This window comes from Helicobacter pylori, from assembly GCF_014497725.1.
GTDB classification, from domain to species: domain Bacteria; phylum Campylobacterota; class Campylobacteria; order Campylobacterales; family Helicobacteraceae; genus Helicobacter; species Helicobacter pylori_DE.
On the sequence record NZ_JACTGF010000002.1, the window covers coordinates 1 to 17,553 of the forward strand.

Below are 17,553 nucleotides of genomic sequence, written 5' to 3' on the forward strand. Positions count from 1 at the left end.
TTTAGACATGCTCTATGAAAACCCTTTAAACACCCTTGATGGGAAAGCTTACTTTTACCAAAATTTGAGTTTTGAAAAGATTTTAGATTTTTTTAAAACGATTTTAGAAAACGATACGATTTATCATAATAACCCTTTCATTTTCTATCGTGATTTGCATGAGCCTTTAGTGTCCATTGATGATTTGAGGGTTAATTATGATGATTTGAGGGTTAATTATGATGATTTGAGGGTTAATTATGATGATTTGAGGGTTAATTATGATGATTTGAGGGTTAATTATGATGATTTGAGGGTTAATTATGATGATTTGAGAGCCGATTACGATCGCCTTTTACAAAACGCTTCGCCTTTATTAGAACTCTCTCAAAACACCACTTTTAAAATCTATCGCAAAGCCTATCAAAAATCCTTACCTTTGTTGCGTGCGGTGAGAAAGTGGATTAAAAAATAAGGCGTATTTTAAGACTGATTAAGGAATTGGAGTGCTATTTTGAAATGCGCTAACGCTTCTTTTTTGAGCGTGGGGTTTTTGAGCATGTCCTCTAAAGCATGGGTGCTTAAAAAATGTTTGGTTTTTAAAGACACGATGTGCCCAAAGGACTCTTCTTTAGAAAGGTTTAAAAGGCGTTTGGGCAAAATCTCGCCAAATACCACAATGACTTTTGAAGCGCTGTTGTCTAATTGCCAGATTAAATGGGGTAGGCATGCGTTGATTTCTTCTTCTAAATTAAGGCTGTTAGAGTCGCATTTAAGGAGCGATAAAATACTGCAATCTTTTAAGGGGTAGTTAAAAACCTTTTGGATAATGCTCTCTAACATGACCGCTTTTAAATTGTTTAAGAAATGTAATTGGCTATCCAGCATGGGGGTGAGCGTGATGAAAGCGAGCTTGGAATTGGGGTTAAAAAGCCCAATCACCGGTTTTGAATGTTGGTGGCGTTTGCACAGATTGCAATTTTCTATACCCTCATGAACTTGTTTGTTAAGGGGCTTATTTTGGGGCGTGGTAAGGTTGGTATTGGTGTAAGTTTCGCCCAAAAGACGCTCCATATAAAGGGAGCGTAAAGTTTGAAGGCGTGAGTGTTGCAAAGCGTTCAGTCTTTATGCTTTTTGAAAGCGTGAGGGCTTAGCATGTTTTCTGGCTTGAAAATATCGTCCAATTGCTCTTTGGTTAAGATTTTCTTTTCTAAAGCGATGTCATAGATAGAGCGATCGCTTTTTAAGGCTTCTTTGGCGATCATAGCGGATTTTTCATAGCCGATATGAGGGTTTAGCGCGGTAACAATGCCAATGCTGTTAAAGACATAATCGTGGCAAATCTTTTCATTAGCCGTGATGCCTTCCACGCATTTAGTCGTTAAAGTTTCAATCGCACGCCCTAAAATCACAAAGGAATGGAAAAGCTTGTAAGCGATAACCGGCTCAAACACATTGAGTTGCAATTGCCCTCCTTCTGCGGCCAACGCCACGCTCAAATCATTCCCAATCACCGCAAAGCACACTTGATTGACCACTTCAGGGATCACCGGATTGACTTTACCCGGCATGATAGAGCTGCCCGGCTGCATTTTAGGCAAATTGATTTCATTCAACCCGGCTCTAGGGCCTGAGCTGAGTAGCCTGAGATCGTTACAAACCTTAGAAAGTTTCACCGCAATACGCTTTAACACCCCGCTCACTTGCACATACGCCCCGGTGCTTTGAGTGGCTTCTATCAAATTATTAGCCATGACAAAGGGGCGGCCCGTTACTTCTTGGATTTTCTTTTCAATCAAACTGCGATAATCCGGGTGCGAATTGATCCCTGTGCCAATGGCCGTGCCGCCTAAATTAAGCTCTCTTACCCAATTCCTAGCGTCTAAAACCTGCTCAATATCCCTATCAACCATCAACGCATAAGTTTCAAACTCTTGCCCTAAAGTCATAGGCACAGCGTCTTGAAGCTGGGTGCGCCCCATTTTAATCACATGAGCGAATTCCTTAGCCTTTTGAGCGAAAGCGTCCCTTAAAGCTTTCATGGGGGCGACTAAATTACTCAAGCGCTCATAAATCGCGATTTTTAACGCGCTAGGATAGGCGTCATTGGTGGATTGAGAGCGGTTGACATGGTCGTTTGGGTGGCAAAATTGATACTCGCCCTTTTGATGCCCCATGTATTCTAAAGCCAAATTAGCAATCACTTCATTCATGTTCATGTTCGTGCTTGTGCCAGCCCCCCCTTGAATCATATCCACAATGAATTGATCATGGTATTTACCATCAATCAACAAATCGCACGCATGGCAAATCGCAATTTTAAGCTTTTCATCAATCAAGCCTAATTGCGCGTTCGCTAAAGCGGCCGCTTTTTTGACTTGAGCAAAAGATTTAATAAAAACAGGATAACTGCAAAGCTTGTCGTTGGTGATGAAAAAATTTTCACTCGCCCTTAAAGTCTGAATCCCATAATAAACCTCGTCGCTAATTTCCATTTGCCCAATGAAATCATGCTCAATACGCATAAAAGCTCCTTATGTAATAATTAAAAAATATTCTAGCTATTGTAACCAAATCTTGGATTATTTTTCTTTTAAACGCAACACTTTTGCCCCTAAAGCGTTGATTTTATCCTCCAATCTCTCATAACCCCTATCCAAGTGGTAAATCCTATGCACCCTACTCACCCCCTTAGCCACTAAAGCGGCTAAAACGAGAGCCGAAGAAGCCCTTAAATCCGTCGCCATCACATCGCTTCCGGTAAGCTCTGTGGATCCGCTAATGGTAGCCACATTCGTTTTTAGGCTGATATTAGCCCCCAAGCGTTGCAATTCGCTTGCATGCATGAAGCGGTTTTCAAAAAGCGTTTCTTCAATCACACTCGTCCCCAAACACTGCGTGGCTAACGCCATGAATTGCGCTTGCATGTCTGTGGGAAAGCCCGGGTATTCTTTCGTGGTGATTTCAAAGGCTTGGCGTTTTTTGGTCGGGTAAATTTCTATAGAATTTTCTTGAATGTCTAGCGAAAAACCAATTTCTATGAGCTTATCGGTGATCGCTTGAATATGGTTAGGGATGATATGATTGATTTTAAGCTGGCTGTTAGTGATAGCCCCCACGCATAAATAAGTGCCTGCTTCAATCCTATCGGGTATGATTTGAATGTCTTTTAAATTTAAAGCGTCGCTTTCTACCCCCCTAATCTTTAACTCGCTGCTACCAACACCCTCAATTTCTACCCCCCCACTTTGTAAAAACGCGCACAATTGAGCGATTTCTGGCTCTTTAGCGGCGTTAATGATGCGCGTGATCCCTTTAGCTAAACTTGCTGCCATGAGGGCGTTTTCTGTGCCTGTAACGCTGATTTTATCAAATAAAATGTCATTCCCTTTCAAGCCTTTAGGGGCTTTTGCATGGATATAGCCTTGCTCAATTTTGATTTCAGCCCCTAATTGTTGCATCGCTTTTAAGTGCAAATCCACAGGTCTAGCTCCTATAGCGCACCCACCGGGCAAACTCACTAAGCATTCTTTAAAGCGCGCTAATAGTGGGCCTAAAACCAAAATGGAAGCGCGCATTTTACGCACCAAATCGTAAATGGCTTCGGTGTGGTGCAGGGATTTAGCGCTGAGTTGGAGCGTGTGTGGGTTAAGCCATTCTAATTCTGCGCCTAAATTTTGCAACAATAACGCCATCGCCTTTATATCCACCACTTGGGGCAAGGATTTGATTTTGACTTCTTGGCGGCTTAAAAGCGTGGCGGCTAAAATGGGGAGCGCGGAATTTTTCGCCCCTGAAATTTCTACCTCTCCTTTTAAAGGGACTTGTCCTACAATCTCTAAAAAATCCAATTCTATCCTTTTTCTTTTTTATTCTTAAGGGCTAAGCCGGTAGCGTTAGCGATTTTTTGCACATGATTAGGGTTAGCGTTTTCTAATTCTTGCCCAAAATTAATAGCGTCTTCTAATTCAAAAAATTCTGAAGCGACTAAATTTTGGATCGTTTCTAGCCACAGAGTTTCTTTGTCTTTAGGGCAAATTTTAAAACGCTCATTGAAGTCGTTTTTCAGTTTTTCTAAAGCTGGCACGCTTTTAAGGTTTTTGATTTGTTCGTTTAAATTTTCTAAAGAGAGGCTTTTATTAGGAATATTTTGCTTTAAGGGGGGGCGAGTAAGCCTCCAAACAAGCCCCACCAATAACACAGGCAGCAAGCATACAAAGAGGATCAAATACATGTAAGCGTAATAAGTCAAATTGCCCATGTTGATAAGATTTATAAGCGTTTTTTATAATAAGCGTTACTCGCTTCAATATAGCCTTCCACGCTCCCGCAATCGTATCGTTTGCCTTTGAATTGGTAAGCGATGATGCGTTTTCTTTTGGCTTGAGTGAGTAAGGCGTCTGTGATCTGGATTTCATTGTTTTTACCCGGTTTAGTCTCACGCAAAATATCAAAAATATCCGGGGTTAGAATGTAGCGCCCAATGACGGCCAGATTGCTTGGGGCGTCTTCTTGGCTTGGTTTTTCTACCATGTCTTTAATCTCATACACCCCCTCTTCTAACAATTCGCCCCTGATCACGCCGTATTTTGAAACTTCCTCTAACGCCACTTCTTCAATGGCTACAATGGAGCATTGGTATTTTTGATACAATGAAGTCATTTGCTTTAACACGCTAGGATAATCATGGCTTATGCATAAGTCATCGGCTAAAATCACCGCAAAAGGCTCATTGCCTATGAGGGCTTCTCCGGTTAAAATCGCATGCCCTAGGCCTTTCATTTGCTTTTGGCGCACATAGGAAAAACAGCATTTTTCTATAATGTTACGAATGCTTTTTAAGGCGTTTTCTTTGTTAGTGCCTTGGATTTGATGCTCTATTTCATAGCTCGTGTCAAAATAATCTTCTAAACTTCGTTTATTCCTGCCCGTAACGATCGCCATCACTTCACAGCCCGCTTCCATCGCTTCTTCTACAGCGTATTGGATTAAAGGCTTATCCACAATGGGCAGCATTTCTTTAGGAATGGTTTTAGTGATCGGCAAAAAGCGCGTGCCGTAGCCAGCGGCAGGAAAAAGGCATTTTTTAATCATGGTTTGTCCTTTGAGTTAAGAGTTTGTTCTAAAAATGCATCAATAGGGATGAAATTCCCAAAAATTTCTTGATAAATCAAGTAATTGAGCATGACCCTAAAGCCATACATGCGAGTCTCGCTATAAGGCATAAGCTCCATGCTAAGCCATGGCTCAAAATGATTTTTTTCTTTAAATCGTTTGGAGCTTTCTAACCACCTCCTTAAAAACCCAGGCCCAGCGTTATAGGCGTAGGCGACAAAAAGGGGGTGGTTGAATTCTTTTTTCAAATGGTTCAAGTAATAATTGCCAAATTTGAGGGCGATATTGGGGTTAAACATGTCGTTTAGATCAATGTTATCCATGCCAAGGCTTTTAGCGAAAGGCCCTACATTAAAGGGCATGATTTGCATAAGCCCTAGAGCAAAGGAGCGAGAGATTAAAGCCGGGAGCAAAAAGCTTTCTTGCCTAGCGATCGCATACGCCATAGCCTTTTCATCAACATTTTGCCATTCAATAATGCCTTCATAAGGGGATAAATAATAATAAATCTTGTCTTTATTGCGTTGGCTTAAAAGATAGGTCAATTCAGGAGCGCTTTTTTCATAATACAAGCTTTTTAGCATCGCATTAAACGCGCTCTCATCTTTCAAACTCAAAGTTTTTTCCTTAAAAATTTGCCATAAAAAAGGGTCATAAGTGTTAAAAGGAGGAGCTTCTTGGCTTAAATTTTGGATGTGAGAAATGATGCGATAACTGGGCGTGGTTTGGAGCTTGCGGCTCGCATAAAGACTATAGAGGTTTAAGGCAGGGCTTTGTGAAAGGCGTTCCAAAGTTTTTTTCTTTTTAGAGACTAAATACTGCCAAAAAATTGCTCTGTCTTTTGAAAAATCATCGTCCTTGATAACCGCTTCTGAGCGTTCAAAATACTTGAGTGCTTTAGAAGTTTTTTTGTGCAAGATTTCATTGATCCCTAGAATAAAAAAGGTTTGCGCGTTGCTGTGGGTAACGTTACTTTTAGTGAGAGCGTCTTTAAAATGATCCAATTTAGGATCTAAAATAACCTGATAGATCAAGCGGTTAAACGCCGGGTAATCTTCATCTAAAAGGCGGTTTAACTCTTTAATAGGGATATGCTTTTCAAAAATTTGGAGCTTTTTTTCATAACTCAAATGATTGAAAAGCGCGCTAAACACTTGCACATTAGCCTTAAACAAAGAAGCGCTCACATGCTTACTTTGCAAGATTTCTAATTCTTCATAAAGAACGGGGTAAGCCTCTTTGATTTTTTCTTGTAAGGGCTTGATGGTTTGAAGGGGGATTTTATCAAAATCTCTGATTTTTGATTTTAAAGCGATAGCGATACAACTCGCTTGGAAAGTGTCTGTTGTTTCTAACATGCTTTCTAGGGTAATTTGTTTGCAATAAATATCTTCAGGCAATTTAACATCAGAGTTTTTTTCTGCATTGTCTGAGCCTTTTTCTTGCATGGCTTTTTGTAGGGCGTTGTTTTTATTTTGAGTCAATTCATAGGCTTTTTTAGCGTTTTCTAAAGTGGTTTTTTTATCGCTAATATAACGCCATAAATAATAATCCCTAACGATCCCGGCGGGCTTTTTTTCTAAATCTTTTAAATTGAACTCAGTTTGAGAAAAACCAACGCCAAGCGCACCGATAAAAAATAAAATAAAAAAACGCATGATTTCCTTTAGAGGCTTTTGGCGAGCGCAAAAAGCCATTGGATGAGGGTTAAATCTAAAAATTTCAACACAATGACCACCACTAAAGGAGCGAAATCCAACCCGTTAAACACCAGCTTGAATCTAGAGCGTAAAAAATAAAACACCGGCTCACACAAGCGAGCGAGGATTTGCATGATGGGGTTATTGGGGTTAGGCTGCACGAAACTGATAAGCGAATAAATGATCACTATCCACATATAAATCGTAATGAGCGAGCTTAAAATCACCGCTATCGCATTAATAAGGGTAGAAAAGATCATGCTTTGAGTCTTAAAACTTCTTGAGAATGGCTTTGGATATAGGGGAAAATCAACGGCAATTCAACGCCATGCGAGTTCCCGGTCAAAAGAATGCGCAAAGGTTTGAAAAAATCCTTACCCTTAAGCTGACTCAATCGCATGGCTTCTTTTTTAAAGCTTTCAAAATCCTTATACGCTTGAAAATCCATGCCTTTTAGGGCGTTAAAAAGCGCTAAACAACGCTCTTTAAAATCTTCGTTCTCGTAAGTTTTAACAATATCTTTTGGCTCTAAAAACAACGAAATTTTTTCTTTCAATTCTAAAAGCGTGCCGCATTCTTCTATAAACAATCTTAAAAGCCCTAAGAGATTTTTATCTTTTATGTGAGTGCATTCTAATAGTGTTTCATCGTCTAAAAGCTTTAAATGCTCGTGGTTTAAGTGTTTTAAATATTTTAAATTAAAATGAGCCGGGGAACTGGAAAGATTTTCTAAACTAAACCATTCTATCGCTTCATCAAGGCTAAAAACTTCCTTAGGCACTTTGTTACCGATAGTGATGAGGTAATTCACGATCGCAACCGGTAAAAACCCTTGATTTAAAAGCCATTTCACGCTGGACGCTTCGTCCCTTTTGCTCATCTTTTTACCGCTTGTTTCATCTAAAATAATAGGCAAATGCGCATAAACAATCGGATCGTTTGAGCCTAGAGCTTGCTGGATTAAGATTTGTTTAGGGGTGTTACTCACATGATCTTCACCTCTAATGATCAAACTGATTTCATAGAGCAAATCATCGCATGCGCAAGCGAAATTATAAGTCGGGCTTTTATCCTTTCTCAAAAGCACAAAAGAATCCAATTCATAAGGTTCAAATTCCACTTCTTTTTTAATCGCATCGTTGAAAGACACCGCATGATTGGGGGCTTTCAAACGCACCACAGGGGCATGGTTTTTGTCTTTTTCTAAAGTGGCCCACTCGTCTAAATACCTGAAGGGGCGTTTCTCATTTTTAGCTTTTTCTTTTTCTCTTTCTAAAAACTCCGCGCTCGCATAACAATAAAACGCTTTATTTTTTTTCAGTAATTTTTCTGCCATTCCTCTGTGGTACTCTATATTATGGCTTTGATACACGAGCTTGTCCCAGCTTATCCCCATAAGCTTTAAAATTTCTAAAATCTCTTGGTCTTTGCCTTCAATGTTGCGCTCTTTGTCCGTGTCTTCAATGCGAATGAGAAAGGGTTTGTGTTGCTGTTTGGCCACAATGTAGTTAAAAATGGCTGCCCTTAAATTCCCTATGTGCATATCCCCTGTAGGCGAAGGTGCAAAACGAAGCATAAAAACCCTTTATTTAAAAATAGTTTTTGATTATACCTAAAAAATACTTAATTGTGCTTATGGAAAGCAGTTCTGTTTTTAACATGAATAAGCATTATTCAAGAGATTAGTGCTTGGCTAACGCCAAGCTCTTTATGGTTGGTTATCAAAAAGCTAAAAGCGTTTTTATTCAATCACTTCATAAATAACTTCTGTTTTCCAACGGGTTTTAGGGGTGATTTCTTGGTTGCGATAACCAAAACAAGCCATTACCGACACGCCAAATTCCGCCGTGTTCAGATGGCCTTTTTCCTCTAAATAAGCCTCCACTTTTTCTTGATCATACCCTTCAATCGGGCAAGAATCAATGCCTAACATGGCCGCTGCCATCATCATGTTCGCCATTTGGATATAAGTCTGCTTGCTAGCCCAATCAAACAAAGATCGTTCGCTATTGAGTTTCATATCGTTCTCTTGGAAATTTTTGATGATTTGAGCGAACCTGGAATTGGTGTCATAATCCCTTTTTTTAACCTCATGCATCACTTTCTTAATGTAATCGCTGTCATAAGTAACGCCTTTTCGCGCAAGATAAATGACAAAATGGCTCGCTCCCTCTAAACCAAAAAGCGCCCCCCAAGCCATCGGTTTTAAATCTTCTTTCATGCGTTCATTTTTCAATAAAAGCATTTTCCATGGTTCAAGCCCGATTGAAGAAGGGGCTAATCTCCCCACTTCAACCAAAGCTTCCCAATCCTTTTGGGAAATACGACGATTAGGATCGTATTTTTTTGCAGCAAATCGTTGGTGCTGTAAAGCAACCACTTGTTCTCTGTCTATTTTAATGTTCTCCTTTTTCTAAATAATGATAAACGGCTGCCATATCCATTTCGCCTAAACCGGATTTTTCCGCTTGAGAATAAAGTTCTTCTGCCTTGAATAAGAATGGCAACTTCATCGCCTCTCCTGCTTCATTGTTAGCTAAACGAATATCCTTGAGCATGAGTTTCAAACTAAAAGCGGCCGGATAGCTATCTTGCAACCACATGCCTTTTTTAGCTTGAAAGAGAGGCGAATTCATGCCAGATTGGCCAATAATTTGTAAAAACAACTCTGCATCAACCCCTAAACGTTTGGCTAACAGCAAAGCTTCTGAATAAGCGACCCCCATTTGAGCCAAAAGGCTATTAATGGATAATTTAGCCCCTGCCCCTTGACCAACTTTTCCTAAATAAAAAGTTTGACTCCCCAAATGTGCAAAAATAGGTTTGAGTTGAGCAACCACCTCTTCTTCACCGGCTGCCAAAATCAATAACGCCCCAGCTTTGGCCGCACCAACCGATCCTGAAACGGGCGCTTCAAGGTAAGTTACTTGATGCTTTTGAGCGGTTTTTTCTAAAGATAAGCTTTCCAAAGGGGCGATGGTGCTCATATTCACCACGATTTTTTCAGACATCTGTTCCCAAAATTTTGGCGCTAAAACAGCATCAATCGCCGTTTTATCCGAAAGCATGGTAAAAACCAGATCAACTTTAGCGGCCAAATCTATAGGGTTAGTATAAACCGCTACGCCCTTTTCTTTTAAGGGGGCTGCTTTGCTCTCTGTTCGGTTATAAACCGACACTTCTAAATTTGCATCGCACAAGCGAGTCGCCATAGGAGTCCCCATAGCCCCTAGTCCAATCCATCCGATTTTCATTCAATCCTCACTTATTAGCGCGAATACGCCACTAAACCATCTAACCAAGCTTGATGGCCATTTAGCATCGCATTAGGCACAGATTTCGCTAAAGCTTTAGCAGGGACTCCCGATTGGCTTTCTTGGGTTAAAATACGCACACGATCATTGTCTAATTTTTCAACTAGCCATGCGTGATAGGCTTCAAGATACTCATCGCCTTTAGCTTCATTCCAACCTCTCCAAGCCAAACGCAGTATGGTGTCTTTCAATTCAAACTCTTCCACCTGTGCCTCCACTAAAAAGCCAAAAGCTTCAAAACAAAAACGAGTCTTATCTTTAAGAATGGTATTGTCTTGATGATACACATGAACATTCCCTGAATTTTTGTAATACTTTTCCCAACAAGACGCGTCTCTTAAGTGTTGCACCACTTTATTAAAATCCAAACCTTTGACAATGACTTCATTGGACACGAAATTATCAGTCTCTCCTGGAACCCATTTCTTAGGCCATTGAATCGCATTCATCGTTACCATGTTTTCTCTGTTTTTAATTTTTTCTGCCTATTGGCGAATGATTTATAGCATCATTAGGTAAATAATGACCCTTAACCCATTTTATCAGCCACTCTAAAGCGTTATTTTTAGGATTTTCAATGACTAAATCTAAGCATGCGTTTAAAATTTCGCCGATTTTTTGGTGTTGGTAGCCCAAGCTTTGAAGCGTGCCGCCCTTAAGGGCTAGGTGCTCTTTTTTAAAAGGCTCGTTAGAATCAAAGATTTCTTTTAACAATCTTTTAATTTTTAAAGCATGTTTGGGGTTTTTGAGCACATAAAAATCTAAAGCCAAATTAAAAGGCTCTAAATCGTGGTTTTTCAATAAAAACTTCAATCCTGTTTTGTTATGAATGTTTAAAAAAGCTTTATGGCATTCTTTAGCTTTTAAAAATAAAACACATGTTTTTTTAGGGTATCGTAGATTTTCTAAACTTTTTGGATGTTTAAAAAACCCTAATAATCTTAATTCCAGATTCAAAGGCGCGTTTTTTAAAAACCCTAAATTTTCTATTTTTTCTTGAATAACCAACTCTAAAATTTCTTGATATTCTTTAGCCACTTCATAGGCGTTTTTCCCCATAAGAAGCTTATTCAACTCGCTTTGTAAGCGTTCTTTGGAGAGGTGTTTTAACAAATCCTTACACGCAAAAACCGCTTCTTTAGTGCTTGGCGCTATCTTAAAGCCTAAAGTCGCGCTAAATCGCAACGCTCTTAAAATCCTTAAAGCGTCTTCAAAAAATCTCAATCGCGCTTCCCCCACGCATTCAATCATTTGATTTTCAATCGCATTCTGCCCTTTAAAAGGATCAATCAACCCTTTTGTAGGGCTATAAGCGATCGCATTCATGCTAAAATCGCGCCGCTTTAAATCGTCTGTTAAATGAGCGCTAAAAACCAATTCTTTAGGCTTTCGGTGTTTGATATGCCCTTTTTCAATTCTAAAAGTTGTGATTTCATAGCTTTGATGGTTTTTAAGAGCCGTGATCGTGCCATGTTTGATACCGGTTTCTAGAACCCTAAAATCGTGCTTTAAAAGAAGCTCTTTGCTTTCATTGACTAAAGCGTTTGAGGTCAAATCGTAATCTTTAGGCGTAATACCCATTAAACGATCGCGCACGCACCCCCCTACCAAGTAAAGCTCATAAGGGGATTTTTCATAAATGTCAAACAATTCTTTTAATCCTTCTTCTAACTCAAACACGCTTTTTACTCTTAAAACTTCTTTGTGTTATTATATCTTTTTAGAATTTTTAAGGATTTTTGATGGAACAAGAAATTTGCGTGATCGGTTTTAGCGGCGGGCAAGACAGCACCACTTTAGCCGTATGGGCGAAAAAGCGTTTTAAAAAAGTCTGTTTAGTGGGGTTTGATTACGCGCAAAAACACTCTGTGGAATTAGAATGCGCTCAAAAAATCGCTTCTCTTTTACAACTCCCTTATGAAATCATCCCATTAGATTTTTTAGAGAATATCACCCACTCCGCGCTTTTTAAAAACTCTAACAATTTAATGGGGCATTCGCATGCGCAAAATAAAGATTTGCCCAATTCTTTTGTGCCTAATCGTAACGCTATTTTTATCACCCTTTTGCATTCTTACGCGCAAAAACTAGGGGCTAGCAACATCGCTTTAGGGGTTTCGCAAGCGGATTTTAGCGGCTATCCGGATTGTAAAGAAGATTTTATTAAAAGCATTGAGCATGCCCTAAATTTAGGCTCAAACACGGTGATTAAAATTGTAACGCCTCTAATGTTTTTAAGTAAAGCGCAAGAATTTCAAATGGCTAAAGATTTAGGGGCTTTAGATTTGATCATCAAAGAAACGCACACCTGCTATCAAGGAGAGCGAAAGATTTTGCATGCTTATGGTTATGGCTGCGATAAATGCCCGGCATGCCAATTGAGGAAAAAAGGCTTTGAAGAGTTTCAAGCCATGCTGTAAAAAATAATTTTTTAAAGAATGGGGTTTTTAAAACTTTGTTTTTATAATAAATTTCTTAAGAGAACAGGGGATTTTGAAATAATTCCCCCTACAACCCCCAACTAAAACCCCCAACCCAAAAAGAGCGTTTTTTTAAGAAATTGTCGCTTGATTAAGATCAAGCTGTTTTATATTTTTGTTTAAAAAATGCCTTTGAGCGTTTTTACAAAACAATCAAAGAGCGGTAAAAAGCGCATTTTTAATGTTTGTTTTTAAAGTTATATGTATAGTTAAGATAAACGCTCACCACTCTTTTATAATCCAATTTATCCCCATAATCATCGCTATAGTAATTGACTTTAAACGCTGGCACTTTAACCCCTAATTCAACACTAGAACCCCCAAGATAGATTTCATCGCCATAGCGATCAATATCGTATTCATCACTACTCCAACGAACGCCAAATTTTCCTTGCAACTGAAAAATCGTGTGGCTTTTGACTTGATTGAAAGGGGTGAGATTGTTGCTTGCAAACCAAGTGCTAGCCCCTAGTTCCATGCCAATCACAAGCCCTGAAGATTTTCTGATTATATGCCTTGATGCTCTTTTTAATGTGTTAGCGTCTAGCGTTCTGCCGGTCATATCTTTGTAAAATATAGAGAGCCCTTTTACCCTTCGTTCAACATATTTTTGGGACGCTCGCTTATCGTTAGTCCAATTAATGAGCAAATCCGTATTGAAACCATAGGGTAAAAAAACGATTAAACCGCTGCCAGGAACAGAACCAACGCCACCAAGTTGGTAACCGAAAAAAAGAGAGTGCCTAAACCCTATAATCCTTTTTTTACCCAAAAAATATTTATACCCCAAGCTGAGTTTATTGAAAATACCGCCAGACCCGCCATTTCCTGCGAATCGGTTAGCGATTTTGCTTGAATCTTTCACTGCATTTAAGGCGTTTTGTGCATCTCTTATGGCTTTTGTGTTAGGGAATAATGAATTTTTTGCGTTATTGATCGCTTGATTTAAGGCGTTTTCTGCTGAAGCTTTTTCGCCGATGCTACCTTGTCCTTGAATATAGCTTCCTTCTGCAAAATTCAAACCTAAATAAAATCCGTTCCTTTCAGCGTGGAGCCAAAACAAGAGAGAGAAAGTTAGTAAGAGAGCTTTTTTCATGGTTTTTCTTTGGTTTAAGATTTGATATTATTGCTAGGTATTTTATCATAAAATAAGATTTTAGTATGGGGTTTTAATGAAAAACAAAGTTAAAATGAAATAACCCTAAAAACCACCGCTTAACCAACATTAAATCAAAAACATGTTAATCTTTAGTTATTTTAAAATTTAGGAAAACCCATGCATCAAAACAATAAAACTTTTTTACCCAACCAATCCGCTCATCTTTCTAAAATCGTTCTTTTTTTAAACACCGGCTTTTTAGCCTATCTGTTAAGCGCTTGTGGGGCGAATGTGCCTATAGAAGAAGTGATAGTTAAAGATCCTAAAGAAACCAAATCCCAAGAAGTCGCCAGAGAAGAAAACGCCATCCAGCAAGAAAACGCCACTATTGATGCGCGCACCACGCCTTTAATCAATCGTTTCACTAATTATAACGCTTATGGTTCTTTAAACGGCTTTTACAATTCAGTGGATAACCTCAATTCGCCCATGCAAAACGGCATGTATGGAGGCTATTACATGCCTTATTATTACATGCCCTATGGTTTCATGCCTTATGGGTCAGGTCTTATGCCTTATGGGCCTTATGGGTATGGAGCGCCTGGATACTTCCCCTACGCTTTTTATTGATTAGTTTATTCTAACATGCTATGGTAGTGTGATAAAGAAAAGCTATATTAAGAGGAGATCTTATGCGTATAGTTAGAAATTTATTTCTTGTATCGTTTGTGGCGTATAGTAGCGCGTTCGCAGCGGATTTAGAAACCGAAACTAAAAGCGAAAAAAAGAGCGGTAAAAAATTTTACAAACTCCATAAAAACCATGGCTCAGAAACCGAGGCTAAAAACGACAAAAAGCTTTATGATTTCACTAAAAATAGCAGATTAGAAGGCGTGGATTTAGAAAAAAGCCCTAACCTTAAAAGCCATAAAAAAAGCGACAAAAAGTTTTACAAACAACTCGCTAAAAACAATATCGCCGAAGGGGTGAGCATGCCGATTGTGAATTTCAATAAAGCCCTGTCTTTTGGGCCTTATTTTGAAAGGACTAAAAGCAAAAAAACCCAATACATGGACGGCGGGCTGATGATACACATCCGCTTTTAAGCCCTTATTCATAATCCAAAAATGCATGCGTTTTAAGAGCGAGGGTTTTAGGGAAATACCGCACAAACAAATCCAAAAACACTTTTTCGCCAAAGAAATCCCCAGCGATCGTTACTTCTTGGACGCTAAAATTTTGTGCGTTATCCCAAATGAAATTCCCTAAAAACTCCGCTAAAGAATCCAAAATCCCCAAACTCAAAATTTCATTTTCCACGCCCGCGAGCCTGAAACTCATCGCGCTGTGCATGATCTTTGAAAAGTTTAAAGCCATTTTCAAAGAATCGTCTTTAAGGATTTTATAATCAATCCTAGGGCCTTTAGGGCGTAAGCATTCTTTAGCCAAAGAAATAACGCTATGCGAATGAAAATCCTCGCTATACCCCAAAATAAAGCCTAAAATGCGAAAAAAATCCAATAAATTCGCGCCCCCTAGATTGTATTGAGAAAGCTCTGCAATGCGCGCGTAAAAATCAGGGAATTTAGCCGCGTAGTTTTTTAGCATTCTGGAGGCTTTTTCATCTTGTTTGAGGAGGTTAAATATTTGATTGAAATCAAAACCAACGCTTAAAAGCGTTTTTAAAGAACCATTAGCATGCAATAACAACCTTGTAGGGCGCTTGAAACTAAAATATAAAACGATAGAATGCGGCGTTTCTCTTAAAAACTCTAATTCATCTTTAAAGGGAAGGGTTGAAAGATGGTTTTCTAGCACGAATTTTTTAGCGGGTGTGATCAAGCGCTTAGGGGTTTTAAAAAGCGCTTCATAATGCAAAAGCGCTTCACAAGAACGGCTTTCATGCGTAAAAACAAATTCTATCCCTTCATCTTGTAAAATATGGCACAATAAATTCAATATGGGGTCATAGGGCAGTTGGGCTATGATTTCATCGTTTTTAAAAGTGTCTTTAAACACGCTTTTTAAAGGGGCTTTGATAGAGGGTTTTTCCAAACTGGCCAAATATTGAGCGTCCTCTAAAGGCAATTTAGTGCAGGTTAAAACGCTAGAAAGATCGCTAAAAATAACGCTTGGAGAGGGATTTTTTAAAGAAAAAGATAACGGCCCCATAGAAGTGGAAATAGGGATAAAATCCTGCGTTTTGAGCATGCCTTTTAATTGGGTTAAGCAATCTATAAGCTCTTTAGGGCTATGAATCATTTTCCCTTTAAAAGCGGTGTTTTCAATCAAGCCCAGAGTGTCGGCATATAAAGATGAATTGTTATCTAAAAAATCTTGATGCTCTTTAGCGTTCATAAAAAGGGGCTTTGAAAGGCTTGTTGTTTGGAAAAGATTTTCATCTAAAGGCTCTGTGATTTCCTTTAAAGACAAAAAGCTAAAATCTAAAGAAAAGGGTAGGATCTCGCTTAATTTTTGCGCGAACTCTAAAGTGATCTCAGCGCTCGCTTGGAGGTAGAAAGAAGTGGTATTATCCTTATAAACGCTATAAAAATGCACTTGCAAATTGCATGCCATTCGCTCTAAAAGGGGCGTAAAATTCAGGCTTGTTTCTTCATTAACGCATTTAAAAAGAAAAACAAACACCAATTCAAAAACCCTTATAAGAGAGTTCAGCGATACAATCTAGGGCGATATGATCGGTGCGTTGCATTTTAACCCCCCATGCGTTGAGTTGGGTTTCTATGGCTTTTAGGGCTGTTTCTAAAGCGTTTAAAATTTCGCTTGAAAGCTTGAAAGTGGTCTCGCTCCCTATCACAAAAGGCACAAGCCCCACGATAAAAGTTTTAGGCAAATCCCCTAAAAACTCCGTGAGCCTTAAAGTGTGTAGCATTTCCACTTCATGCGCGCTCCCAGCCCATGTGATTTCTTTAGGAGCGTCCTTAAAATCAAAAGCATAGACTGATCCAATTTCAACGCCCTTAGCACTCACGCAATCCAAAATCAAAACCTTTTCATACGAAGTGATCAAAGGAATGAGTTGCTGAGCCATAGTCCCCCCATCCACAATATCCACGCTAGGGAAAAAAGAAAAATTCTTTTTAAGGTAGTGGGCTAGATGCACCCCAATCCCTTCATCGCCAAAAAGGATATTGCCAATGCCTAGAATTAGGATTTTTTGACTCATTCTTTGGTATAACCATAGCCATTAATCATAGAATCCGCCCCTGAACTATCATACCTGATAGAATGGAAAAACACCATATAAACATGCACAGGGACAAACAAAATAAACCCCCAAGTCGCTAAATGGTGGATAAAACGCACATTCGCTAACCCCCCACAAAGCGCTTCAAACCACTTAAAAGCGCTTGCTAAAAACGCCCCAAGCCCCGCATGATAGACATTATAATACAGCACTATCCCGCTCAAACTCATCAACACGATCAAAACAACCAAAGTGAAATAAGCCACGAGTTGGATAGGGTTATACGCTCCTTTAGTATGGGGTTTGCCGCTGATAAGAAAATACGCTTTCATCTGATCGATCCAAGCTTTTGGGCTTAAAAGTTGGCCAAAACTCCTGCGTTCCATCAAGCTTTCTTTCGTGAAAAAAAGATAGGTTCTAAAGATTAATGCGCTAATGAGTAAAAACCCAAACATGACATGAAAAGAGCGCACATAAGCTTGTAAAAGATACACCCCTTTATAAAAGCTTGAATTAGGCTGCAAAAAAGGGTAAGCGATGTAAAACCCCGTAGCGATTAAAGTAAAAATACTCAAAGCCCTAACCCAATGGAAAAAGCGCACAAAACCTGAATACTCTTTGTGCAAAACGACCTTATTCATTTTATCCATGCGTAACC

19 protein-coding genes and 1 pseudogene are annotated in these 17,553 nt (G+C 39.2%); 4 read left to right on the top strand and 16 right to left on the bottom strand.

The window, feature by feature from the left end; genetic code table 11:
* Positions 1–454 (top strand): annotated as a pseudogene (locus tag H7N69_RS01960) (glycosyltransferase family 10 domain-containing protein); the annotation flags it as partial.
* Positions 455–462: 8 nt separating this feature from the next.
* On the opposite strand, the gene H7N69_RS01965 reads toward H7N69_RS01960, so the two are convergent.
* From H7N69_RS01965 to H7N69_RS02020, 12 genes are all read right to left on the bottom strand, one after another.
* Positions 463–1,053: a uracil-DNA glycosylase family protein gene (locus tag H7N69_RS01965; protein ID WP_187884813.1), complete on the bottom strand. Its 591-nt coding sequence runs from the start codon at positions 1,051–1,053 to the stop codon at positions 463–465.
* Positions 1,054–1,097: 44 nt separating this feature from the next.
* A complete protein-coding gene (gene aspA / locus H7N69_RS01970; RefSeq protein WP_001217484.1) occupies positions 1,098–2,504 on the bottom strand; it encodes an aspartate ammonia-lyase in 1,407 nt (468 codons plus the stop codon).
* Between the two features lie 57 nt (positions 2,505–2,561).
* A complete protein-coding gene (gene murA, locus H7N69_RS01975) occupies positions 2,562–3,830 on the bottom strand; it encodes a UDP-N-acetylglucosamine 1-carboxyvinyltransferase (protein WP_187884640.1) in 1,269 nt (422 codons plus the stop codon).
* 2 nt (positions 3,831–3,832) lie between these two features.
* Complete coding sequence (locus H7N69_RS01980; protein WP_187884641.1) at positions 3,833–4,240, bottom strand: hypothetical protein; 408 nt, start codon at positions 4,238–4,240, stop codon at positions 3,833–3,835.
* 11 nt (positions 4,241–4,251) lie between these two features.
* Complete coding sequence (gene galU / locus H7N69_RS01985; RefSeq protein ID WP_000591496.1) at positions 4,252–5,073, bottom strand: UTP--glucose-1-phosphate uridylyltransferase GalU; 822 nt, start codon at positions 5,071–5,073, stop codon at positions 4,252–4,254.
* Positions 5,070–6,752, bottom strand: a complete 1,683-nt coding sequence (locus H7N69_RS01990; protein WP_187884642.1) for a lytic transglycosylase domain-containing protein — start codon at positions 6,750–6,752, stop codon at positions 5,070–5,072. Before H7N69_RS01990 ends, galU begins: the two co-directional genes overlap by 4 nt.
* 8 nt (positions 6,753–6,760) lie before the next feature.
* Positions 6,761–7,054, bottom strand: a complete 294-nt coding sequence (locus H7N69_RS01995) for a YggT family protein (protein ID WP_000577920.1) — start codon at positions 7,052–7,054, stop codon at positions 6,761–6,763.
* A complete protein-coding gene (gene gltX / locus H7N69_RS02000; RefSeq protein WP_187884643.1) occupies positions 7,051–8,370 on the bottom strand; it encodes a glutamate--tRNA ligase in 1,320 nt (439 codons plus the stop codon). The genes H7N69_RS01995 and gltX overlap by 4 nt, the downstream gene beginning before the upstream one ends.
* 165 nt (positions 8,371–8,535) lie before the next feature.
* A complete protein-coding gene (gene frxA, locus H7N69_RS02005) occupies positions 8,536–9,189 on the bottom strand; it encodes an NAD(P)H-dependent flavin oxidoreductase FrxA (protein WP_187884814.1) in 654 nt (217 codons plus the stop codon).
* Between the two features lies 1 nt (position 9,190).
* Positions 9,191–10,048: an NAD(P)-dependent oxidoreductase gene (locus H7N69_RS02010; RefSeq protein WP_187884644.1), complete on the bottom strand. Its 858-nt coding sequence runs from the start codon at positions 10,046–10,048 to the stop codon at positions 9,191–9,193.
* 14 nt (positions 10,049–10,062) lie between these two features.
* Positions 10,063–10,566 (bottom strand): SRPBCC family protein, encoded by a 504-nt coding sequence (locus H7N69_RS02015; protein WP_187884645.1) that lies wholly within the window; start codon positions 10,564–10,566, stop codon positions 10,063–10,065.
* A gap of 13 nt (positions 10,567–10,579) precedes the next feature.
* A complete protein-coding gene (locus H7N69_RS02020; RefSeq protein WP_187884646.1) occupies positions 10,580–11,788 on the bottom strand; it encodes a CCA tRNA nucleotidyltransferase in 1,209 nt (402 codons plus the stop codon).
* 62 nt (positions 11,789–11,850) lie between these two features.
* Here H7N69_RS02020 and queC point away from each other — a divergent pair, with 62 nt between their 5' ends.
* A complete protein-coding gene (gene queC, locus H7N69_RS02025) occupies positions 11,851–12,528 on the top strand; it encodes a 7-cyano-7-deazaguanine synthase QueC (RefSeq protein ID WP_187869115.1) in 678 nt (225 codons plus the stop codon).
* A gap of 238 nt (positions 12,529–12,766) precedes the next feature.
* Here queC and oipA read toward each other — a convergent pair whose 3' ends face one another.
* Positions 12,767–13,684, bottom strand: a complete 918-nt coding sequence (oipA, locus tag H7N69_RS02030; protein WP_187884647.1) for an outer inflammatory protein OipA — start codon at positions 13,682–13,684, stop codon at positions 12,767–12,769.
* A gap of 180 nt (positions 13,685–13,864) precedes the next feature.
* Between oipA and H7N69_RS02035 the strand changes: the two genes are divergently transcribed.
* Together H7N69_RS02035 and H7N69_RS02040 are read left to right on the top strand one after the other, a co-directional pair.
* Positions 13,865–14,317 (top strand): hypothetical protein, encoded by a 453-nt coding sequence (locus tag H7N69_RS02035; RefSeq protein ID WP_187884648.1) that lies wholly within the window; start codon positions 13,865–13,867, stop codon positions 14,315–14,317.
* 62 nt (positions 14,318–14,379) lie between these two features.
* The gene (locus H7N69_RS02040; protein ID WP_001223760.1) at positions 14,380–14,793 is read left to right on the top strand and encodes a hypothetical protein; all 414 of its coding nucleotides are present in this window, start codon (positions 14,380–14,382) and stop codon (positions 14,791–14,793) included.
* A 4-nt stretch (positions 14,794–14,797) separates the two neighbouring features.
* Here the strand turns inward: H7N69_RS02040 and hydE are convergent, their stop codons facing one another.
* The 3 genes from hydE to cybH are packed head-to-tail and all read right to left on the bottom strand — an operon-like array spanning position 14,798 to position 17,545.
* Positions 14,798–16,336: a hydrogenase biosynthesis protein HydE gene (hydE, locus tag H7N69_RS02045; RefSeq protein ID WP_187884649.1), complete on the bottom strand. Its 1,539-nt coding sequence runs from the start codon at positions 16,334–16,336 to the stop codon at positions 14,798–14,800.
* Between the two features lies 1 nt (position 16,337).
* A complete protein-coding gene (hydD, locus tag H7N69_RS02050) occupies positions 16,338–16,874 on the bottom strand; it encodes a hydrogenase biosynthesis protein HydD (protein ID WP_127985817.1) in 537 nt (178 codons plus the stop codon).
* Entirely contained in the window at positions 16,871–17,545 is a 675-nt protein-coding gene (gene cybH / locus H7N69_RS02055) for a Ni/Fe-hydrogenase, b-type cytochrome subunit (protein WP_000359925.1), read from the bottom strand. Before cybH ends, hydD begins: the two co-directional genes overlap by 4 nt.
* Between the last annotated feature and the right edge of the window lie 8 nt (positions 17,546–17,553).